Source organism: Pseudomonas sp. Bc-h, assembly GCF_002080045.1.
Taxonomy (GTDB): Bacteria; Pseudomonadota; Gammaproteobacteria; order Pseudomonadales; family Pseudomonadaceae; genus Aquipseudomonas.
Genome location: NZ_MUIN01000015.1, coordinates 13,468 through 35,350 on the forward strand (window position 1 = coordinate 13,468; position 21,883 = coordinate 35,350).

The 21,883-nt window shown below is 59.2% G+C and carries 21 protein-coding genes; 14 read left to right on the forward strand and 7 right to left on the reverse strand.

The window, feature by feature from the left end; translation table 11 throughout:
• Positions 1-171: 171 nt before the first annotated feature.
• From BWR59_RS27210 to BWR59_RS27235, 6 genes are all read left to right on the forward strand, one after another.
• On the forward strand, positions 172-378 hold the full coding sequence (locus BWR59_RS27210) for an acyl carrier protein (protein WP_081568792.1): 207 nt from the start codon (positions 172-174) through the stop codon (positions 376-378).
• Between the two features lie 101 nt (positions 379-479).
• Positions 480-1,550: a Rieske 2Fe-2S domain-containing protein gene (locus BWR59_RS27215; protein ID WP_081569084.1), complete on the forward strand. Its 1,071-nt coding sequence runs from the start codon at positions 480-482 to the stop codon at positions 1,548-1,550.
• Complete coding sequence (locus BWR59_RS27220) at positions 1,547-2,638, forward strand: ketoacyl-ACP synthase III (protein WP_081568793.1); 1,092 nt, start codon at positions 1,547-1,549, stop codon at positions 2,636-2,638. Before BWR59_RS27215 ends, BWR59_RS27220 begins: the two co-directional genes overlap by 4 nt.
• On the forward strand, positions 2,639-3,400 hold the full coding sequence (locus BWR59_RS27225) for an SDR family oxidoreductase (protein ID WP_081568794.1): 762 nt from the start codon (positions 2,639-2,641) through the stop codon (positions 3,398-3,400).
• Positions 3,397-4,038 carry an acetyltransferase gene (locus BWR59_RS27230; protein ID WP_081568795.1) on the forward strand — a complete coding sequence of 214 codons (642 nt, stop codon included), beginning with the start codon at positions 3,397-3,399 and terminating at the stop codon, positions 4,036-4,038. Before BWR59_RS27225 ends, BWR59_RS27230 begins: the two co-directional genes overlap by 4 nt.
• A 7-nt stretch (positions 4,039-4,045) precedes the next feature.
• On the forward strand, positions 4,046-5,065 hold the full coding sequence (locus BWR59_RS27235) for a ketoacyl-ACP synthase III (protein ID WP_081568796.1): 1,020 nt from the start codon (positions 4,046-4,048) through the stop codon (positions 5,063-5,065).
• Between the two features lie 59 nt (positions 5,066-5,124).
• On the opposite strand, the gene BWR59_RS27240 is transcribed toward BWR59_RS27235, so the two are convergent.
• Together BWR59_RS27240 and vioA are read right to left on the reverse strand one after the other, a co-directional pair.
• Positions 5,125-8,619, reverse strand: coding sequence for a glycosyltransferase (locus tag BWR59_RS27240; protein ID WP_168184542.1), 3,495 nt, complete (start codon positions 8,617-8,619; stop codon positions 5,125-5,127).
• 133 nt (positions 8,620-8,752) lie between these two features.
• Positions 8,753-9,871 carry a dTDP-4-amino-4,6-dideoxy-D-glucose aminotransferase VioA gene (gene vioA / locus BWR59_RS27245; protein WP_081568798.1) on the reverse strand — a complete coding sequence of 373 codons (1,119 nt, stop codon included), beginning with the start codon at positions 9,869-9,871 and terminating at the stop codon, positions 8,753-8,755.
• 339 nt (positions 9,872-10,210) lie between these two features.
• Between vioA and BWR59_RS27250 the strand changes: the two genes are divergently transcribed.
• Together BWR59_RS27250 and BWR59_RS27255 are read left to right on the forward strand one after the other, a co-directional pair.
• On the forward strand, positions 10,211-11,452 hold the full coding sequence (locus tag BWR59_RS27250) for a glutamine synthetase family protein (protein ID WP_178111253.1): 1,242 nt from the start codon (positions 10,211-10,213) through the stop codon (positions 11,450-11,452).
• A 54-nt stretch (positions 11,453-11,506) separates the two neighbouring features.
• Positions 11,507-12,967: an MFS transporter gene (locus BWR59_RS27255; RefSeq protein ID WP_081568800.1), complete on the forward strand. Its 1,461-nt coding sequence runs from the start codon at positions 11,507-11,509 to the stop codon at positions 12,965-12,967.
• A gap of 149 nt (positions 12,968-13,116) precedes the next feature.
• Here BWR59_RS27255 and BWR59_RS27260 read toward each other — a convergent pair whose 3' ends face one another.
• Entirely contained in the window at positions 13,117-13,539 is a 423-nt protein-coding gene (locus tag BWR59_RS27260) for a hypothetical protein (RefSeq protein WP_081568801.1), read from the reverse strand.
• A 235-nt stretch (positions 13,540-13,774) separates the two neighbouring features.
• On the opposite strand from BWR59_RS27260, the gene BWR59_RS27265 reads away from it, so the two are divergent.
• Both BWR59_RS27265 and BWR59_RS27270 read left to right on the forward strand, forming a co-directional pair.
• Positions 13,775-14,521, forward strand: coding sequence for an SDR family NAD(P)-dependent oxidoreductase (locus BWR59_RS27265; protein WP_081568802.1), 747 nt, complete (start codon positions 13,775-13,777; stop codon positions 14,519-14,521).
• A 99-nt stretch (positions 14,522-14,620) separates the two neighbouring features.
• Positions 14,621-15,571 (forward strand): GlxA family transcriptional regulator, encoded by a 951-nt coding sequence (locus BWR59_RS27270; RefSeq protein WP_081568803.1) that lies wholly within the window; start codon positions 14,621-14,623, stop codon positions 15,569-15,571.
• 123 nt (positions 15,572-15,694) lie between these two features.
• On the opposite strand, the gene BWR59_RS27275 is transcribed toward BWR59_RS27270, so the two are convergent.
• The 4 genes from BWR59_RS27275 to flgA all read right to left on the reverse strand — a co-directional run bounded on the left by BWR59_RS27275 (position 15,695) and on the right by flgA (position 18,274).
• Complete coding sequence (locus tag BWR59_RS27275) at positions 15,695-16,435, reverse strand: flagellar brake protein (RefSeq protein WP_081568804.1); 741 nt, start codon at positions 16,433-16,435, stop codon at positions 15,695-15,697.
• An 82-nt stretch (positions 16,436-16,517) separates the two neighbouring features.
• Entirely contained in the window at positions 16,518-16,985 is a 468-nt protein-coding gene (locus BWR59_RS27280; RefSeq protein WP_081568805.1) for a flagellar protein FlgN, read from the reverse strand.
• Between the two features lie 49 nt (positions 16,986-17,034).
• Positions 17,035-17,352, reverse strand: a complete 318-nt coding sequence (flgM, locus tag BWR59_RS27285; protein ID WP_081568806.1) for a flagellar biosynthesis anti-sigma factor FlgM — start codon at positions 17,350-17,352, stop codon at positions 17,035-17,037.
• A gap of 160 nt (positions 17,353-17,512) precedes the next feature.
• Positions 17,513-18,274, reverse strand: a complete 762-nt coding sequence (flgA, locus tag BWR59_RS27290; protein WP_081568807.1) for a flagellar basal body P-ring formation chaperone FlgA — start codon at positions 18,272-18,274, stop codon at positions 17,513-17,515.
• Positions 18,275-18,350: 76 nt separating this feature from the next.
• On the opposite strand from flgA, the gene BWR59_RS27295 reads away from it, so the two are divergent.
• The 4 genes from BWR59_RS27295 to flgC all read left to right on the forward strand — a co-directional run bounded on the left by BWR59_RS27295 (position 18,351) and on the right by flgC (position 21,879).
• Positions 18,351-19,283, forward strand: a complete 933-nt coding sequence (locus BWR59_RS27295) for a chemotaxis protein CheV (RefSeq protein WP_081568808.1) — start codon at positions 18,351-18,353, stop codon at positions 19,281-19,283.
• 45 nt (positions 19,284-19,328) lie between these two features.
• Entirely contained in the window at positions 19,329-20,156 is an 828-nt protein-coding gene (cheR, locus tag BWR59_RS27300) for a protein-glutamate O-methyltransferase CheR (RefSeq protein ID WP_081568809.1), read from the forward strand.
• A gap of 868 nt (positions 20,157-21,024) precedes the next feature.
• Positions 21,025-21,432 (forward strand): flagellar basal body rod protein FlgB, encoded by a 408-nt coding sequence (gene flgB, locus BWR59_RS27305; protein WP_081568810.1) that lies wholly within the window; start codon positions 21,025-21,027, stop codon positions 21,430-21,432.
• Between the two features lie 3 nt (positions 21,433-21,435).
• Positions 21,436-21,879: a flagellar basal body rod protein FlgC gene (gene flgC / locus BWR59_RS27310; protein ID WP_081568811.1), complete on the forward strand. Its 444-nt coding sequence runs from the start codon at positions 21,436-21,438 to the stop codon at positions 21,877-21,879.
• Positions 21,880-21,883 lie beyond the last annotated feature (4 nt).

A 21,883-nucleotide genomic window follows, 5' to 3' on the forward strand; every position in this document is an offset into this window, starting at 1 on the left:
ACAGGCGCCGTTTTTTTGTCTCTACCCTTGTCTCATTAACCTTCCCTGATTTCACGAAGCCCTTGTGTTTAGAGGCTTTCAGCCTGGTTTCAGGTGTTTGGTTCGTATTTTGCTTCAGTGTGTCTGCGCATCGGCGATAGCGTCCGATCATGTTCTGTGGAGTGGCGAGTGATGGAAGCGAAAGTAGTTGGGTTGATTGAAGAGGCGATGGAAGCGGATGAAGGGACGCTAACGGTTGACCAGGCACTGGACTGGGATTCGATTGCCCTGGTGACTTTCATGGCGATGGCGGATGAGCATCTGAACAAGACGCTGTCTGCCTCTCGTCTGAACAAGTGCGTCACGGTGCGCGACGTCATCACGCTGGTGTCCGAGTAACCGTTGACTGCACGGGCGACTGCGCATCCAGACCGTGGGTTTGATGATGGCGGCCATGCGTATCGAACATTGAAGGCATGGCCCCGTTTCTGGACAGAATCATGACGTACACAAAATCAAGGCATATCGCGCCGCAGTTGGTGAAAGCCTACTGGCATCCGCTGTGTCTGAAATCCCAGGTGGCTGACGATAAGGATTTTGTGCGTTTCAACGTGCTGGATTTCGAAGTCGTGGTGTTCAACGACGCGGGCAACCTGATTGCCTTCGACAATCGTTGTCCGCACCGTGGCACCCGATTCTTTACCGAAGATAGCGGTCGGCAGCGGATCTTGTGCCCCTACCATGGCTGGAATTACTCGGCCGGCCAACTGCGAATTCCGGATGCCAAGAGCTTCGTCGGCTGCGACATCGGCAAGGCGAACCTGAATTTCTTCAAGCTTGCCTTCTGCGGCGACCTGGTATTTTTCGGCATCGAGCCGCGCGCGACCTTGATCGACCAACTTGGCAAGGATATCTACGCGCTGATCGAGCAGACGACCACCCATCTGCAACGGGCGGTGGATTTCAACCGCTACGCGTTCGAGTCCGACTGGCCGATTTCTCTGGAAAACGCGCTTGAGCCTTATCATATTCCGCTGGTGCATCGTGACACCTTGGCCACGCTGAAACTGGGCAAGGGAGAGAACGTGTTTTTTGGGGAAAACTCGATCTGGTATTCACCTGTCGAGAATGAAAAGGTTGCCCGCAGGCTGGAAAGCCTGTCGAAGTTTTTCGTACCTCATGAGGCATTTTCGGGGTACATGAGCATTTTTCTCTACCCGTTTTCGATGCTGTCGTCGACTTACGGTTATTCCTGGTCGATGCAGAACTTCTTTCCGTCGACGCACGCCGATCGCACCTGGTTTACCAGCCAGCTGTATCCCTTGAGCGCGGCCTCGGACCGTTACCAGGAAATCGTTTCCACATTCATGGCATCGACGGCGCAGAATAACCGCGCCGTGTTCGATGAAGATCATTCCATCTGCAAGAGAATTCCTGGTGATACCTGGTCCTGGGATGCCCCCCGTTTTCACAGTTCGCTTGAAGCCAAGCTTTTGCATTTCCGGGCATCTTGCGCCGAGTGGGCACAACAGGCCGGTGCGATCACAACGTCTGACGAGGACCCCGTATGAATAGCGTCACAGGCAGTTTCGATGACGCGGTGCGCAGCATCTCAAACGCCAGAGTCAGGGGTATTGCCTGCGCACTGCCGAGGACGGTCGCCGAAGTGGCCGACCTGAACGAGGGGTTTGGCGAAGAAAATGTCGCGAAGATCATGTCCAGCACTGGCATTGAGCGCCGCCACATCGTGCAGGATGAGTGCACCTCCGATCTGTGCGTAGCGGCTGCACAGCGGCTTCTGGACGACCTTGACGTCGACAGGGCGTCGATCGATACGCTCATTTTCGTCTCGCAAACGCCGGACTACACGCTTCCAGCCACAGCATGCACCTTGCAGCGCCGTCTGGGATTGCCGACCACCACCGCCGCGCTGGATGTTGGCATGGGCTGCTCCGGCTACGTATACGGGCTGTGGATGGCCTCGGCGTTGATCGCTGGCGGCGGCAGCAGACGCGTGTTGCTGCTGGTGGGCGATACCATCAGCAAGCTGGTGGCGCCTGCAGACCGATCCGTTGCTGCCCTGTTCGGTGATGCGGGTTCGGCAACGCTTGTCGAGTACGACGCGACGGCCGCGGCCGCTCCCTTTGTGCTGGGCACCGACGGCCGTGGCGAGAAAAATCTGATCGTGCCCGGCGGCGCCTTTCGCGACCGTGCAGGTGCCGACGTCTCAACCTCTGAAACCGATGTACGCGGGCCTTTGGACCTTTACATGAACGGTGCGGAAATTTTTGCCTTCACCTTGGCCCGAGTGCCAGCGTTGATCCGTGCGCTGGAGAAGTGTGCGGACGAGCAGCGCAAACCCATCGACAAATACGTCTTCCATCAGGCCAACAGGTTCATGCTCGAACACCTTTCGAAGAAGGCCAAGCTGGCGCCCGAGAAGGTTGTGCTGAATCTGCAGAATGTCGGCAACACCAGCAGCGCTTCGATTCCGCTGGCGCTGAGCCTGGACGCAAGCGACGGCGGTTCTACGCTGCAGGGCCAATACATGCTCGCCGGTTTTGGCGTGGGTTATTCGTGGGCCGGTTGTATCGTCGATCTGGACAGTACCTGGATCAGCCCGTTGACACTGGTCGGCACCGACAGTAACGAGGCGTGAGTGAACACTAATCCTTTTTCGCTGCATGAAAAAACTATCCTGGTGACCGGCGCTTCCTCCGGGATCGGGCGCCAAGTCGCGATCTGGCTGAGCAAGCAGGGCGCCAGGATCATCGCCGTTGGACGGGATACGCAGCGCCTTGATGAAACGTTGAGCCAGTTGCAGGGCGACGGGCATTGCGCCGAAATCTTCGACTTTCTGAGCACTGACGATACGTCGGCCTGGATGAAAAAACTGGTTCAGGCGACATCGCCTCTCGACGGCCTGGTTCATGCGGCAGGCGTGCAATTGCCACTGCCGATCCGCGCCATGGGCCTTGAGCACTGGGAAAAGATATTCGCGACCAACGTCACCTCGGGTTTTTCCCTGATCAAGGCGTTCAGGCAGAAGGGCGTTTGCCGCACGCCAGCCAGTATCGTGATGCTCTCGTCGGTCATGGCGCAGGTCGCCCAGCCAGCCCTCATCGGATACTGCGCAAGCAAAGGTGCGGTCGAGTCGATGGTACGGGCTGCTTCGCTGGAGCTGGCGCGTGAAGGCATCCGTGTCAACGCGGTCGCGCCGGGCGTGGTCAAAACCGAGATGGCACAGAAGCTCGAAGGCTTGGTGGGCGAGGACTCGATGGCCGCCATCGAGCGCAAACACCCCCTGGGCCTGGGCGAGCCGCTGGACGTCGCTTACGCCGTCAACTATCTGCTGTCACCGGCCGCGCGCTGGGTAACAGGGACATCACTCGTCGTCGATGGAGGTTATCTGGCCGAATGAACGTCAAAAAACTGATTATCGTGGGCGCAGGTGGTCTCGGCCGAGAGGTTCACTCCTGGCTGAAGGACTGGGTCGAACACAATGAGAACTATGTCATCGGCGGCTTTCTGGACGACGGAAGTCTTTCGCTCAACCGGTTTCATCACTACGCCGACATTCTGTCGACCATCGACGCCTACGTACCGGCCGACGACGAACTGCTGCTCATCGCCATCGGCAAGCCGTCCGATAAAAAACACGTGGTCGAGAAGCTGCTTGCCAAGGGCGCGCAGTTCTTCACCCTGATCCATCCCACCGCGATCGTCGGTGAGAACGTCAAGATTGGACGCGGCGTGCTGGTCTGCCCCTTTTCAGTCTTATCGGTGGACCTTGAGATCGGTGATTTCGTCACGGTCAACTCCTTGTGCACGGTCGGCCACGACACCTATATCGGCCATTTTTCAACGCTCAGCGGCCATTGCGATCTGACCGGGGGCGCTGTGCTCGAAGACGAAGTGTTCATGGGCTCGCGTTCCTCGGTACTGCCCAAGGTTCGGGTGGGCAAGGGCGCGGTGGTCGGCGCAGGCAGCGTCGTGCTGCGCGCGGTAAAGCCCGGCGACGTGGTGTTCGGCGTGCCGGCCAAGCGGATCTCAGGATAAAGACGACATGGCGAGTTACGCTCGAATCTGCGAAATAGAATACGAACTTCCCGAGCGAGTGCTCGACAACCAGATGCTGGCGCGGGACTTTCCAGAATGGGACGTCGACAAGATATTTCAGAAGACGGGCATCAACGAGCGGCGCATTGTCGCCGACGATGAAACGGCGTCCGATCTTGCCTTTCGTGCCTGCGAGAAGCTGTTCGCCAACAGCACTACGACCCGTGAAGAAATCGATTGTCTGATCTACTGCACCCAAAGCCCGGACTACATGCTGCCGGCGACCGCGTGCATCCTGCAGCATCGTCTGCAGTTGCCGCAGAACTGCGCCGCCTTCGACTTCAATCAGGGGTGTTCGGGTTTTATCTATGGGCTGGGGTTGGCCAAGGGTTTCATCGAGTCGGGCCAGTGCAAGAATGTGCTGCTGATTACCGCCGAGACCTACAGCCGCTACATCAACCCGCAGGACAAGAGCGTTCGCACGCTGTTCGGCGACGCTGCCGCTGCCACGCTGATCAAGGCGTCGGAGGAAGCAACGCCATGCCTGGACCGTTTCCGCTACGGCAGCGATGGCGCTGGGGCAGAAAATCTGATCGTGCCGATGGGGGCTGCACGCCGACCCTTGCTCGCCGGGCAGAAGCCCGCCGAGTATGAAGACGAAAGCGGCAACATCCGCACCGATGCCAACCTCTACATGAACGGCTCGGCGATCTTCGAATTTTCGATGACGCGCGTACCGGCTTTGTTCGCGTCGTTGTTTGACGAGCAATTCGCTGTCGAGGATTGCGATCTGTTCGTCTTTCACCAGGCCAACCAGTTCATGCTCGAAGCTTTGCGTCGCCGGCTGAAAATCGCGCCTGAGACATTCATCACCGAGTTCGGGCATTGCGGCAATACGGTGTCGTCCAGCATTCCGATTGCGTTGAAAGAAGCGCTGGTCAAGGGCCAGATTCAGCGGGGTAAAGTGATCGCCGCGGTGGGGTTCGGCGTCGGCTATTCCTGGGGTGGATGCGTCATCCGCTGGTAGGGGCAAGGTTTGTATCTGCTGACCGCGAAGGGCCCTGACAAGGGCCCTTGCGTTTGGGGTCAACGGTCGAGAAGCGCGGCGTACCAGTGCTGCAGCTGTGCTTCGTCGAGCATCCAGTCGCTCAGCACCTTGTCTTTCAACACTTGGCCCAGCCGTTTCGATTCGTCCAGATCGTTGATGTGCATGGCAATCGCCTCGCGCCATGCCGCAGTGGTGTTCTGCACTCGGGTCAGCGGTAGACCATTACGCAAACCCTGCACATCGCTGGCGATGACCGGATAGCCGCAGGCGCCGAACTCGAGCGCGAGACGCGTGCTCTTGTGCTCGCCGATCAAACTGTTACCTGCCGGTATCAGCGCGACATCCAGATCAAGACAACCGAGCACCCCAGGGTAAAGCTCGCCCTCGACCGAGCTTCGCCACTCGTGGACATAGGGCCGAAGGGCTTCAGGGCAGGGCCCCATGATGACCCACTCCACCTCTTGGGCGAGGCCCTTGATGACGTCCTCGATCAGCGCGAGTTCGTTGAGCTGTGCGTGCGTGCCGACCCAGCCCACCCGAGTTTTTCGGTGGAGGAGGGAATAGCATTGGACGTTTCTCCAGCGCGGTGCCAGGCGCTCCTCGATGATGAGGATGTGCGCGTGAAACTCGCTGAGCACGTCGGCAAGTCCCGGGCTTGCAACGATCACTTTGTCCATCAGGCCGAACCCGGTTTTGAGCAGGTCACGTCTGTGTTCGGCCGAGTGTGGGTACTCACTGACGTCGTAGACGCGCAATGCCTTGCTCAAAGCCTTTACACTTTTCAGATCGCCGATTGCCTGCTCGGTCCAGGGCCGCTGAACCACGACGGTTTCTGGATTCAGCCGAGCAAACTCGCCGATCGTCAGCCATTCGGGCGAACGAACATGTTCGACCTGCAGCCCTTCGGCCAGTGCGTCGAGGGGCGCTTGCAGGCGTGTGCCCGAAATGGACAGGTCGAAGGGGTGTGACAGCACCACGGGCACCGGACGCCAGGTCAGGGGGCGCCACGTCACCTGCGTGAACGTCTCGAGCTGCAAGCCCTCACTTTTTGTCGAAAAGTTGTCGTTGTACGCAGGATCGTGGGCGATGTAATTCAACCATCGTCCGCACAGCGCATCCTTTGCACGCTGGTCAGGCGCATCTTGCGGGTCTGCAGTGGGCTCATGCAGCAGGACAACGTGGGGCGTCCAGACAATCAGACGCCCGGATTCTTTCACCCGCAGGCACAGATCGACGTCGCCATAGCAATCACTGAAATCCCCTTCATCCATCCCGTCCAGCGCCTCGTACAGAGCGCTGCCAATCATCAGGCAGGCATCGCTGACAGCGCTGTAGTTCTGGTCGACCACCAAGCGATGCATGTAGCCATCGCTGCTGGCGTTCTGGCCATGGAACACGTGGGTGACCGGCTCCTGCTGCCCGAGGATGAGTCCGGCATGCTGAATCGTGTTGTCGGCCGCCAGCAACTTCGCGCCGACCAGCCCGACTTCGGGCCGCTGAGCGTGGTTGAGCAGGTTGTCCAGCCAGTCGCCGTGAAGCACCGCCGCAGCGTTGCTCAGCAACACCAGAAATTCACCTGTCGCGTGACGGGCCGCCAGGTTGTGGATGGCCGAACGACTTGATTCGCCAGGACAGCGCAGCACCCGGACCTGTTCCAGTTGCATCGCTTCCACGCCATCAAGCCACTCAAGGGCTTGAGGATCCTGGCTGTCGTTGTCGGCAATGATGATTTCGTAGAACGGGTAAGTGGTTTTTTCCAGAATGCTTTCGATACAACGTTGCAGCATCAGGATCTGGTCCCGGGTCGCGACGATGATCGTGACTTTGGGGCGAGAGGCGTGGCCGTAGTCAAGCTGGTAGTGCCTTGGCCGCGACTCGATCACCTGGCTGTTTTCATAACCGCGAGCGAGGAGGTGGCGTTGCAACGTGCGTGCTTCGTCCTCATTGGTTTCGAAGGGGTCAGGCCGATAGCTGACCATCGGCTCTGAAATGTGCTCCAGACCACCCAGACCGTCGTGTTCGACCAGCCGCAAAATCAGGTCCAGTTCGAGGGCCTGAGGGTAGCGTGCATCGAAGCGACCGGCGTCGGTCACTGAGTAGCGGTTGAAAATCCAGTGTCGGCTCATGGCTTCGGGGAAGCTCAGCAAATAGTCCAGGCTGAAATCCGGCCGCAGCATCACCGCCGAGGAGCGCTCCTGGGTTTGCGCGATGTCGTCCGCGAACAGCGCTCGGGTGCTCGGCAATTCAGTGATTTTGATGGCGGCTTTGAGCAGGCCTGCGACGTTCAGCGTCGATCCCGCGTCGATCATCATGAACCAGTCGAATACCGTTTCCTCCAGGAGCCGGTTGAGCTGCGCCGCACGGTTTTGGCCGGATACCGCCAGATAAGCGACGCTGTCCATGGCGCCCGGCTGTGGCGAGGCGTTGTCCGGGTCGTAGAGTACAAATACTTTCGGCGGCATCCAGCTGCTCATGGTCGCGTCGATGCTCGCCAGTGTCTTGTCCAGTTGCGAGGCTTTGCCCTGAAGGTCCGAGACGATGATCGCGAAGGCAGGTGCTCCGCCGTTCTGCTGAAAGTAGCGAGCGATGTGCGGTTTTTGTGGTCCTGTCGGGCGTCGCTTGCGGGTCCAGTCCTGAATCTGGTCATGGCTGATTTCGTTCGGCTTTTTCTGCAGGAACCAGGCGCGCAGGTTGAAGGCGGTGAAGCGCTCACGGTCATGCAACGGTGCGATCTTCACATCACTGTTGCTGCCGGGCTCGCGCAGCCACTCCAGCTCTTTGGTGATGCGGTAGAAGTTCGCGTGGCCTTGCTTGGCGATTTCAGGCGTGGCGCGGGCGATGCTGCTGCTCTGGGTGTCGGTCATGCGAAAGCGCGACAGCGGGCGTTTCAGCAGCGCCAGATTGCCCTGCCGGAGCAGTTTCACGTAAAGGCTGATATCGCCCAGCCAGTGGATCGGCTGACCTTTGAGCGACATCAGATCCTGCCCGTAGGCCAGGACATCATCCCGCCGACACATCACCGAACTCGGTTCGCCCATGAACGTCAGAGGCAGTTCCGACAGCACGGCAACCAGTTCAGGGCCGTGGATAATCACGTCTCCTTCGAATGGAAACAACGTTGCCAGATTGTCCGGCAGAATTTCGCCGTTTTCGTCGAACAGTCGACGGGTCGCCGCTGCGAGCGTGATATCCGGATGGCCATGCAACAACGCGAAAAGCGTGCTCACACAATCAGGCTCGAGCATGTCGTCGTCGTACAGAAACTTGATGTACTCGCCGTGCGCCTCTCTGATCCCGCGCGCTACGTTCAACGCTTCACCAAGAGACTGCTCATTACGAAAATAACGGATCGGGAAAGGACTCTCAGGCGTTAGTTTTTCCACAAGGCTGATGATGCCGTCATCCCGGCAGTCGTCACAGATCACGATCTCGATCTGGTCGTAGTCCTGGGCGAAGGCGCTGCGCAGGGCGACTTCGAAGTAGGTGGGTTTGTAGGCAGGAATGACGATGCTGACCAGGCGTGAAGCGTTCATCTGAATCCTTGACATCTGCTTGAGCGGTTCCTGGCGTGTCTGCGCAGGTCCGGCCATTGGGGGACGAGAGGCTTGAGCAGCGCCCGGCTCGCCCGGGCGCTGTCGATGGTTTTGTGCAGGTGTCACCGAGGCCTCAGGAACGCCCGGTGCTCACCGTCTGCAGGACATTGATGATGCTGTCGAATTGCTCCGGGGTCAGGGCATCGAAGATCGGCAGGCACAGGATGCGACTGGAAATATCGGTCGCCACCTTCAAGCCCTCCGGATTGGCCGAGCTCAGGTTCCGGTACATCGGGAACGTCGAGATCAATGGGTAGAAGTAGCGCCGGACCAGAATGTCACGCTCCCTGAAGCGTTCGTACAGGGCGTCACGGCTGATCGGGAAGTCTTCACCGACCAGCACCGGGAAGTACGAAAAGTTGTGCCCCTCGCCCGGTGTCCACAGCAACTCGATGCCCGGGATGGCCGAGAGCGCTTCGCGGTACATCGAATCGATCTGCTTTCTGCGCGCCAGAGCGCCATCGATGTAGTTGAGCTGCAACAGGCCGAACGCGGCGTTGATCTCACTCATCTTGCCGTTGATGCCGGGAGCGACAACTGTCACTTCATCGGCGAAACCGAAGTTTTTCAGATAGTCGATGCGTTTTTTGGTCTTGGCGTCCGGGCAGATGATCGCGCCGCCTTCGAACGTGTTGAATACCTTGGTCGCGTGAAAGCTCAGCACCGACAAATCGCCATGGCGCAACAGGCTTTGACCTTGATGACGCACACCGAAGGCATGGGCGGCGTCGTAGATCACTTTCAGCCCATAACGATCGGCAATCTGCTGGATCCGGTCCACATCGCAGGGCGTACCGTAGCAATGCACGGGCATGATCGCCGTGGTCGCAGGCGTGATGGCCTCTTCGATCCGGTCCGGGTCCAGGTTGAAGGTCCCCGGTGCGATGTCCACGAAGACCGGCTTGAGGCCGTTCCACAGCAAAGAGTGCGCAGTGGCAACGAAGGAGTAGGGGGTGGTGATCACCTCGCCGGTGATGCGCAATGCCTGCAGCGCAGTCAGCAGTGCCAGCGTGCCGTTGGAAAACAACGACAAGTACTCGACGCCCAGATACTCAGCGAGGTCCTTTTCCAGCTTCTCGTGAAAAGGCCCGGCGTTGGTCAGCCACCGGCTCTCCCAGATCTGTTCCAGGTAAGGAACGAACTCCTCCAGCGGAGGCAGCAGGGGCTGTGTGACGGGAATCAATTTGCTCATGGGTTTCCTGTGCTCTACGTGCGTACTGCGGCAGGTACACAACGCTTGCGAGCTGGCAGAGGTCGAAGTACTCGCTGTCATCTAAATGGCGTTCAGAGTGCCGTTAACGGGAAATAGCAAGAAATCGGCCAACCTGGTTGGCGGATGAAAAAGATGCGCTTGATATTCCGAACGCCTGATGCTTATTTTGTACGCCTTGCCGCGAGGCGGCGTGCATAACAATTAAAGGACTGAGTCATGAGTAGCGATGGCCACAATTCACTCGCGCAGCGATTGATGGGCATTGATGAAATTGAATGCGTCACGCCCGATCTGAACGGTGTGCCGCGAGGAAAGGTCATGACGGCCGAGGGGTTCCTCGAAGGTCGTCGCTTGCAGCTGGCGCGGGGTGTGCTGCTGCAATGCATCATGGGCGGTTACCCGGCGGCGAAGTTCTACGGCAGCGACGACGGTGACTTGGCGCTGATCGCCGATGCGCAGCAGATACATCCGCTTCCCTGGAGCGAAGAGCCGCGCGCGCTGGCGATCTGCGACGCCGATGAACTGGATGGCGAGCCCTCCAACCTGTCGACCCGCGGCCAGCTCAAATCGGTTATCGCCCGTTACGCCCGCCATGGCTGGTCGCCGGTGGTGGCCACCGAACTCGAGTTCTTTATCTTCGCACCGAACAGCGACCCCAATCAGCCGTTCAAGCCGCCGGTCGGTCTGGACGGTCGCCGCGAAGATGGCCAGTCGGCGTTCAGCGTCAGCTCGAACAACGGCCTGCGCCCGTTCTTCAGCGAGGTCTACACATGCATGGCCGCGTTGGGTTTGCCCCGCGACACCTTCATGCATGAGATGGGCGTCAGCCAGTTCGAGATCAATCTGCTGCACGGCGATCCGCTGGTGCTGGCCGATCAGACGTTCCTGTTCAAGCACATGCTCAAGGAAGTCGCCCTCAAGCACGGTCTGACCGTCGTTTGCATGGCCAAACCGCTGGCGCACACGCCAGGCAGCTCGATGCACATTCATCAGAGCGTGGTCGACAGCGTCACCGGCAAGAATATCTTCAGCGACGCACAGGGCGAAGCGACCGCCGAGTTTCACCATTTCATCGGTGGCCAGCAGGCGGCGATGGCGGATTTCACCGCGTTGTTCGCGCCTAACGTCAATTCCTACCAGCGTTTGTGTCATCCTTTCGCCTCGCCGAATAACGCATGCTGGTCCCACGATAACCGCGCGGCCGGCCTGCGGATTCCCGCCAGCGCCCCGGTTGCCCGGCGTGTGGAAAACCGTTTGCCGGGCGCGGATGCCAACCCGTATCTGGCCATTGCAGCTAGTCTTGCAGCCGGGTTGTATGGAATCGAGCAGCAACTTGAACCATCGGCTCCCATCCAGGGGGAGTTCGTCGTACCGGACAATCTGTCGCTGCCATGTACCTTGCATGCGGCGCTGGAACGTCTGAAACGCAGCCCGTTGGCCAAGGAACTGTTTGGTGCCGAATTCATCGAAGGCTACATCGCATCGAAGGAGCTGGAATTAACCAGCTTCTTCAATGAAATTACTCCCTGGGAGCGCCGCGTACTGGCCGCCCAGGCTTAAGAACCGTGGTTCGGAAACCCTCCGTGGAGGAGGGTTTTCGTTTTTGGAAAGCCGATGCGCCAAATCTGGAAATCCTTTCGAGCGCTGTATTTTGCCTCGCTGATGATGTTGATCGGCTCGGGCCTTCTGAGTACTTACCTTGCCTTGCGTCTCGCTGCCGATCAGGTCGACGGCCTGTGGGTCGGTGCGCTGATGGCCGCCAACTATGTGGGCCTGGCGCTGGGCGGCAAGATCGGCCACCGGCTGATCGGCCGGGTCGGGCACATTCGCGCCTATGCCACCTGTGCCGGGATCGTCGGCGCGGCGGTGCTCGGGCATGGCCTGATCAACTACCTGCCGGCGTGGATCATCCTGCGGATGATCGTCGGCCTGGGGATGATGTGTCAGTACATGGTGATCGAGAGCTGGCTTAACGAACAGGCCTCGCCCAAACAGCGCGGGCTGGTGTTCAGCGGCTACATGATCGCTTCGTACATGGGGCTGGTGCTCGGCCAATTGATTCTGGTGATCCATCCGCAGTTGGGCCCTGAGCTGCTGATGCTGGTCGCGATGTGCTTCACCCTGTGTCTGGTGCCAGTGGCGATGACCCGCAGCATTCACCCGGCGCCGATGCGTCCGGCGCCGCTTGAGCCGCTGTTCTTCATGCGCCGCGTGCCGCAATCGCTGACCACGGTACTCAGCGCGGGCCTGATCATCGGCTCGTTCTACGGCCTTGCGCCGCTGTATGCCGCGCAGCAGGGAATGTCGACCGAGCATGTCGGTCTGTTCATGGCGTGCTGCATTGGTGCCGGTCTTCTGGTGCAGGGGCCTTTGGGCAAACTGTCCGACCGTTACGACCGTGCCTGGTTGATTCGCGGGGTCGCGGGGCTGCTGGTACTGGCGGCGTTGCCCCTGGCGATCTTCCCCAACGTGCCGATGGAAGTACTGTTTGCCGTGGGCTTCGTCGCCTCGCTGCTGCAGTTTTCGCTGTACCCGCTGGCGGTCGCCTTCTCCAACGACCACGTAGAGGGCGAACGGCGTGTCTCGCTGACCGCGATGTTGCTGATGACCTACGGCGTCGGCGCCAGTATCGGGCCGTTGGTCTCGGGCGTGCTGATGAAGCAGTTCGGCAGCAACATGCTCTACGCCTTCGTCTGTTTCACGGCGCTGATCCTGGTGCTGCGCATTCGTCCGAAAGCCGTCACCAACCTGCACCAGGTCGAAGACGCGCCGCTGCATCACATCGCTATGCCCGACAGCATGTCCAGCTCGCCACTGGTGGTGGCCCTCGACCCTCGTGTCGATGAGCAAGTGGTGCAGGACCAGATGCAGACCGCGACAGAGCCTGAGCCTGAGACACCGACCGAAGGCGAGCCACAACCTGATGCCGAGCCAGAGCGCGTCGTGCCGTCAGGGGAGGGTGTCGTGCGGCCGGTGGCGGTGGTCGATACCGACGTCAGCGCAGAACCTCAGGAAGCGCGGCCAGATGCCGCACTCGATGCCTCGCGTGACGTAGGCGTCGATCGGCCTTTGTAAGCCAGGGTCTGAAATCCGGGCCATCGGCACACGTATGTGTGGGAGGGAGCTTGGTCGCGAATGCAGAGTGTCAGATGTCTTATCCGTCTCTGACCCATCCCAATCGCGAGCAAGCTCCCTCCCACAGAAAACCTCGCTTGTAGGTCAATTCAGTGAGCGGACACTTGATCCGCCTCCCACTGAACCAGAAATGACGTCCACAGCGCATCGTCCCGCGGGCACTGCGCTTTGCCCGTCACCTCGACCACAGCGCCTACGCCGCGCGCCAGAAATCCCGGCATCAAGGCCTCAGAGAAGCGCCAGGGCCGAAGTGCGCCCGGCGCGTAATTCACCAACAGCGTGATGCTGGCATCTCCTGCCACTATCGACGTGACCGTTTCTCCGTCCTCGGCAAGTGCCTCCACCGAACAGCCACAGCTATCGGTAATGCGCCGGGCCGCCGTTTGCAGTCGCTCGCGGTCCGGGCCGATCAGGATCAGGTCGTATCCCCGATCCGCCATGCGCCGGGCATAGGCCACGCTTTCACGCGACGATATTCCGACGATCACTGCCGTCCCTCTATGCCTGAACATGTGCATCTTCTTTGGTGTGTCTTCAGGAGCCACAGTAGGGGCAACTTCAGTTGTGCATCGGTCATAAAACCGACAAATCCAGTCGTCTTTTCCGGCCACCCTGCGAATGGCCGAAAAGGGTGGTTTTACGACAGATGCAGGGTGGTTGATCTCTCTAACATCGGTTCTCGAGATGCACGACAAGGCTCAAGCGAGCCAAAGGTCGCGCAGCAAACCCTACCCCTGGAGAATCGACATGAACCTGACCAACAACACCATCTTCATCACTGGCGGCACCTCCGGCATCGGTCGGGCATTGGCCGAGGCCCTGCACAAGAAGGGCAACAAAGTCATCATCGCCGGTCGTCGGCAGGCGCTGCTGGAGCAAGTCACTGCGGCCAACCCCGGAATGGAGGCCGTGACCCTGGATGTCGGCGATGCCGCAGATATCGCCCACGTCACTGCTGATCTGGTGAGGCGTTTTCCGGACCTGAACGTGCTGATCAACAACGCTGGCATCATGCAGATCGACGACGCCAGTGGCGCTATCGATGAACAGCTGTTGATCGACACCCTCACCACCAATGTGTCCGGCCCGATCCGCGTCACGTCCGGCCTGATCGAGCACCTGAAGACCAAACCGGACGCGGTCGTGATGAACGTGTCCTCCGTGCTGGCGTTCGTGCCACTGGCGGTGACCGCGGTCTACAGCGCCACCAAGGCCGCAATGCACTCGTACTCGATGTCCCAGCGCTTCATGCTGCGCAACACCTCGGTCCGGGTACTGGAAATCGCGCCGCCTTGGGTCCAGACCGACCTGCTGGGCAGCAACGATGAGCCGCGCGCCATGCCATTGGCCGAGTTCATCGAGGAAACGATGACCGTGCTGGCCACCGACGCCGACGAAATCCTCGTGGAGCGCGCGCTGCCTTTGCGTGCAGTGCCAGGACCGAACGAAATGGCGTTCGTGACCGAGTTCAACAGCAGCTTCCTGGCGGGATGATCGCCAGCGGCAAGGGGTGTCGTCATCGTTTTGACGACACCCCTTGCACGCAAGGCCCTTGAGTCTAGAATCGATGTCTTTGCGGCGGACTGAGCCCTCATGCAAACAGTTGCTCTTATCGTCAGGCCCGACTTTCAGGTCATGAGCCTGGCGGCGCTTTCAGCGTTCGAATTTGCCAACGTTGCCGCCGAGAAAAAGCTCTACGATATTCATCTGCTGTCCGAGCATGGCGGGTTGGTGGCTGCCAGTTCACTGTTCACCTCGGTGTCTACCCAGCCGCTGGACAACGCCCAGTTCGACACGGTGCTGATCAGCGGCGCGATGGACAGATCGTCCGCGTCACCCACCATCAACGCTTTTCTGATCGAGGCCTACGCCAACTGCCGGCGTGTGGGCGCCTTATGCGTAGGTGCGTTTGCACTGGCCGAGGCGGGCCTGCTCGACGGGCGCAGGGCGACGGTGCATTGGGCGCGGGCGCGGGAGATGCGTGAGAACTTCCCGGCGATCAAGGTCGAGGAAGACCGGATCTACATCATCGATGGCAAGATCTGGACCTCGGCGGGCATGTCGGCGGCGCTCGACCTGACCATCGGCATGGTGGAAAAGGATCACGGCGCAGAGCTTGCGCGAAAGGTTTCCCAGCACCTGGTGCTCTACCACCGTCGCGCGGGCGGCCAGTCGCAGCATTCGGCGATGCTGGAAATGAGCCCCAGTTCGGACCGGATCCAGATATCGCTGGAGTTCGCGCGCAAGAACCTGCGTCGCGAGCTGTCAGTGGAGGAGCTGGCGGACGCCGCGTGTCTGAGCCCGCGACAATTCAGTCGCTCATTTCGCGCAGAGACCGGCATCTCGCCCGCCAAGGCCGTGGAAAACCTGCGGCTGGAAGCGGCACGGCTGATGATGGAGCAGGGGCGTCATTCACTGGAAGCTGTGGCCAGCGAAACCGGATTTGGTGATCGGGAGAGGATGCGACGGGCGTTTCTGCGGGTCTACGGGCAGTCGCCGCAGTCGTTGCGACGCAGCTTCGGGCCGGTGGTGGATGCGTTTTAGCGTGGGAGTTTAGCGCGTTGTATAACCTGTAGCCGTCCGGCCGGGCGGGGTTCCGTTTGCCGGCGGTGGCGCCCTCAGGATCGCGACCGCCGGCAAGCCGTGCTGCAACAGGATCTCGACCAATCAGAAATCGTCGTCTTTGTCGAAGCGGCGGGCTTCGCGTTGCAGCTGGTAGACGAAACGCTCGACCTGACGCTGCACCAGTCCACTGATGTTGTGGAAGCGCACGCCAGCGAAGGTGGTGTTGATGCGCTCTTCGAAGTGCAGGTAGCGCAGCTCGACCGAGGTGTTCATGGCGCCGAAGGGCAGGTGGGCGATAAAGCGTTCATACACCTGGCCCAATTGCATGCGCTCGGAAACATCACCCTCGAAGCGCAGCTTGCAACCCGTCGCGGAAATGTCCAGCAACTTGCCCTTGAGCGGCGAAGCGAGCTTGTCGCCACCGATTTCGATGTTGACCAGAGAGGCCAGCTTCAAGGCTGCGCGGAACGCATTGCGGCGCTGGTGATAGACGACTTCTTCAGGCAGAGGGCCGCTGTAACTGCGCGGATCCTCGATGACGGTCATCTGAGCCTTGACTTCCCAGGCGATACGAACGCCATCGTGGAAGCCTTCAACACGGAAAGCTTCGCCGTTGGCCAGGAAGCGTTCACCGTCGCGGGGAATCATTTCGTCGAGCACGACTTCGTTGCGGTCACGGTCGACGTCAATGACATAGCTCTGGAAGCGCTGGCTGCGCTCATGAAAGGTAATGATCAGCGGATCATGGCTTTCCATCAGCAACCGCAGGTTGGCGGCAATTTCCAAAGGCGTGTTCAGTACCTTCGGGGGCTGCGGAACATCTTCCGCGCTTGAGGCATTCACGGTTTATCCATCTCCAGGCAAAAAACGACAGCGTGCGGCTTGCGGCATTTTGCCACCATGTTGCACGCCTTGATACAAGAACTTACGCCTGGCTAAGCGGACGTGGTCTCATCTTCCCGGCAGTCGAACCCCGGCTGTCATACAGCGTGGGGGTGTCGCCACCATTGAGAATCCGGAGTTGCTGTGCCGTGGTCAGCTGATGAAGCTGGATCAGGCTGCCATTCTGTTCATTGGCGGCCTGACATTCGGCCATCAGCGCACTCAGTTCGTCGCCCGCTTTCAACAACGGTTCACCGACCGATGAATGTCTGGCCACTTCTTCAAGACCCGCGCGGTTGGCGGGCAGGCCCAGACTCGTCATCAGTTGGCTACGTCTGCGTCCGTGCTGTTCGAGCACGATCACCAACGCCTGTTTCTGCGCCAGGATGTGTTCCATTTCGACCATATTGCGGCCATGAAGCGCCAATGACTCGGCCTTCAGGATCTCCAGCAGATGCTGGGCCGGCGCAATATCGTCGGTGATCAGTTGAAGCAAAGTAGTGTCTTGCATCGCATGCCCTGGGATTCAAGCGTCCAGAAGCCCCTGCGCGGACCGGGGGCTAGCGCTGGGCTTCGAAATTAAGCAGTTTGTTCGCAACACGGTTGCTGTCGACCTTGTAACTGCCGTCGGCGATAGCCTGTTTCAACTCAGCCACGCGGCTGCTGTTGACGACTGGCTGATCCCGCAACGAATCAGTGATCTTCTGCAACTGTTGAGCTTCACTGCTCAAACTTACTGTCTCACCGCTACCGCTCACCTTTTCGGAAGTGCTGACCGTCGCCGGGGCTTCGGTTTTGCCGGATTCTTTGGTGCTGGCGGTACGCGACGTACCGCCAACGGTAGTGGAGCTATTCAAACGACTGAAGTCGATGACCATGATAGAAAACCTCTGGGTTCTTGGACGCTTGCCTTGGTTTCGGCCAAACCCGGAATAACTTTAGGGCCAGTGCGAAAACAGTCTGGAATTGACTTCGCACGGGGCTGATGGGTTCCGAGTGTAGAAAAAGCGCAAGCGCAGCGCCAGAGGTCAATTCACGTCACATGGCTACCTCCACCTGGCCGGGCGCCACGATGTTGGCCTTGATCACGCGTTTTGAATTCAGGTTTTTTACCCGTATCTGCTCATTGAAACCGCCGTCGGACAATGCTTCGCCAGGCATGCGCACGCTCATGGAACCGCTGCGCGCACTGATCACCACTTGATCGCCCTTGTGGACCATCTGCGGCTGTTCCAGATGAACCGGCGTCAGAACCTGATCGATGACCGTTGGTCGGACAACTTTCTGCCCGACCGCCTGATCCAGCGAGTCGAGGAAACCCTGCCCGAGCGAGCCTACGTCACGCTCGCGCATCGCCACATCGCCCTCCGAGACGATGGCATCGCGTTTCATCGGGCGCACCACGGTCACCACGTTGCGAAACAGATGTACCTGGGCGGGCACGAACACCGTCCATGGGGAGCCGCCTTCGCAGCGCAGCTTCACGGTGACGCGGCCAATCGGCTGGGCCGGGCTTTCCAGCGAGGCTGTCAAATCCTTGTCGCAATGTGGCATGCGCAGGCGAGGATCGAGCTGTTTGACCTCGATCTGGTAGCGCCCCTGGGTTTGGCTGGTCGCCAGATAGTCTTCCACGGTGAATTCAAGAAAGCCCTGGGTGACGCCGATAAGTTGTTCAGGCAGGGTTACATTCTCCGCCCGGCTCAGCCCGGCGGCGCCAAGCAGACACACTGCGGCCACCGCGCAAAAAAAGTGGCGGGTTGCAGTGTAGAGGCGTCGAGATACTGTCGTTTGTGTGTTCATGCAAGGTAAATAGCAAGGCCCGTGCCGCATGCCGATCCGGTAGCGCGCAATTGGTCGTTTTGGGAAGGAGTGGGGCATGGCTGGTGTTTTGGATTCAGTGAACCAGCGCACTCAACTGGTAGGGCAGAACCGCCTTGAACTGTTGTTGTTCCGTCTGGACGGCAAGCAGTTGTATGGGATTAACGTGTTCAAGGTAAAAGAGGTGCTTCAGTGCCCAAAACTTACCCACATGCCCAAATCCAGTCCGATTGTGCGCGGAGTGGCAAATATTCGCGGTGGGACCATTCCCATCCTCGATCTGGCGATGGCGACGGGTTCGGCGCAATTGGGCAACATTGCCAATGCGTTTGTGATCATCACCGAGTACAACACCAAGATTCAGGGTTTTCTGGTGCATTCGGTCGAACGCATCGTGAACATGAACTGGGAAGACATTCATCCGCCACCCAAGGGCACCGGTCGCGACCACTACCTGACGGCAGTGACGCGCATCGACAACCAGTTGGTGGAAATCATCGACGTGGAGAAAATCCTCGCCGAAGTGGCGCCGGTCTCGGAAAACATTTCCGCAGGCGTCGTGACTGAAGAAGTGGCGCACATGGCGTTGTCGCTGCGCGTGCTGACGGTCGATGACTCGTCGGTGGCACGCAAGCAGGTGACGCGCTGCCTGCAGACCGTGGGCGTGGAAGTGACGGCGTTGAATGACGGTCGTCAGGCACTCGAATTCCTGCGCAAACTGGTGGACGAGGGCAAAAAGCCGGAAGAAGAGTTCTTGATGATGATCTCCGACATTGAAATGCCGGAGATGGACGGCTACACCTTGACTGCCGAGATCCGCAATGATCCGCGCATGCAGAAGTTGCACATCGTCCTGCACACGTCGCTGTCCGGCGTGTTCAACCAGGCAATGGTGAAGAAGGTCGGTGCCGATGATTTCCTGGCCAAGTTTCGGCCGGACGATCTGGCAGCTAGAGTAGTAGATCGTATCAAGGCGGCAGATATCAGCTGAGGAGGGGTGATCCCTCCTTGCTGTTCACATGATTTGAGAGGCGGCATGTCTACAGGTAATTTGGATTTTGAGCAGTTCCGGGTCTTCCTGGAAAAAGCCTGTGGCATTTTGCTGGGTGAAAACAAGCAGTACCTGGTCTCCAGCCGTTTGAACAAGCTGATGGAGCAACAGGGCATCAAGTCGTTGGGCGAGTTGATCCAGCGCATCCAGACCCAGCCACGCAGCGGTTTGCGTGAGCAGGTGGTGGACGCCATGACCACCAACGAAACATTGTGGTTTCGCGATACCTATCCGTTCGAAGTGCTCAAGAACAAGGTCTTGCCGGAGCAGATCAAGGCCAGCCCCGGCTTGCGTCCGCGTATCTGGTCGGCGGCCTGTTCGTCGGGGCAGGAGCCCTATTCGCTGTCGATGTCGATCGATGAGTTCGAGCGCAGCAACCCGGGCCAGTTGAAGGCGGGCGCGCAGATCGTGGCGACGGATCTGTCCGGCAGCATGCTGAATAACTGCAAGACCGGTGAGTACGACAGTCTGGCGATTGGTCGCGGTCTATCGCCGGAACGCCTGCAGCGTTACTTCGATCAGAAGACGCCGGGACGCTGGACGGTCAAGGCGCCGATCAAGAGCCGTGTTGAGTTTCGTTCGTTCAATCTGCTGGACAGTTACGCGGCGCTGGGCAAATTTGACATTGTGTTCTGTCGCAACGTGCTGATCTATTTTTCGGCGGAGGTGAAGAAGGACATTCTTCTGCGCATTCATTCGACGTTGAAGCCGGGAGGGTATTTGTTCCTCGGTGCTTCGGAGGCGTTGAACGGGCTGCCGGATCATTATCAGATGGTGCAGTGCAGCCCGGGGATCATTTATCAGGCCAAGTGAGTCGGGTCGTCCTGTTTTTTGAGAGCCCCGCTTTGGCGGGGTTTTTGTTTTTTCGGGTTTTAGATTTTTGGTGGCGCTGGTGTCTGCGTATATCGCCTGTCTCGGTGGTGGCGCTGGACTGTCGCGTACTTAGAAGCAAAATCAAAAGCGAACGTAGCTCTGGAAGTTTTCCGCGATCCCTGTGGGAGACGCCGGAGCTGTGCGACGGCAGCGAGGCGGTGGATCAGTGAGCAGATGAGCCACCAGACCCACCGCCTCGCTGCCGTCGCACAGCTCCGGCGTCTCCCACAGGGATTGGTGTCCAGCTTTGAGATTTCGGCTCGACACACAACCCTGTAGCAGTCCAGCGGTGGCGATCACGCCGAGATAGTGAGAACGACACCAAATGCGACTTTGGCAGGCCGAGCGCAGGCGACGCTCCGTGGGCACGCCGCCCCCCGCCATGGATGGCGGATGGCGGCGTGCCCACGGAGCGTCGCCTAAGTGAGGGTATTCCGACGCAGGAGGAACCGAACCAGGAGCAAGGATACTTGGTTACTTGGGGTTGGTACGGCATTCCGGCTTTCAAGTAACTCGCCGGAGGCGAAACAGTTCGGCCGTTAGGCCGAACCCAAAAATCAGCGCCACCCCAGATATCGGATGGGTGCCCGGTCTCAACGCCATAACAGCAATCCCCGCCATAGCGGCAAAAAAACGACACCCTCCTTGCCGCTTTCCTCCCCACCAGCGGAAATCACTTGCCGCTTTTCTGGCATCATCTCTGCCGCATCCCTCTGAAACCCCCGAAATACAGGCGTTTCAAGAACTGGCACGCTGATTGCTATTTCTTGCTCACGAACATCTGGTCAACCGGTAAAGGTTTCCCGACATGAGCATCAGCTTCGACAAGGCACTGGGCATTCACGAAAAGGCGCTGAACTTCCGCGCCCAACGTGCCGAAGTGCTGGCCAACAACATCACCAACGCCGACACGCCTAATTACAAGGCGCGCGACCTGGACTTCTCCAAGGTGCTGGCCGCCGAAAGTGACAAGGCCAACAACGGCACCTTCGCCCTGAACATGACCAACAGCCGACACATCGAAGCTGAAGGCATGAGCAGTGGCGATGCGAGCCTGCTGTACCGCACACCGTCGCAGCCTTCGCTGGACCAGAACACCGTCGACTCTCAGGTCGAAAACGCCAACTACGCCGAGAACGCCATTGGCTTTCAGGCCAGTTTCACCTTGCTCAACAGTAAGTTCAAAGGGCTGGTAGCAGCCCTGCGCGGAGAGTAATTCATGTCTCTATCCAGTGTTTTCAATATTGCCGGTAGTGGCATGAGTGCCCAGAACACTCGCCTGAACACCGTCGCCAGTAACATCGCCAACGCCGAAACCGTGTCGTCCAGCCTGGACAAGACCTACCGCGCCCGTCACCCGGTGTTCGCCACCGTGTTTCAGGGTCAGGAGTCCGGCGGTAGCGCTTCGCTGTTCGAAGACCAAGGCCAGGCCGGCACCGGCGTGCAGGTTTCCGGCATCGTTGAAGATGCTTCCAACCTGGAAGCACGTTACGAGCCAAACCATCCGGCAGCCGACAAGAACGGTTACGTCTACTACCCGAACGTCAACGTCGTCAACGAGATGGCGGACATGATCTCGGCGAGTCGCTCGTTCCAGACCAACGCGGAAATCATGAACACCGCGAAAACAATGATGCAAAAGGTCCTGACCCTGGGTCAGTGATAAG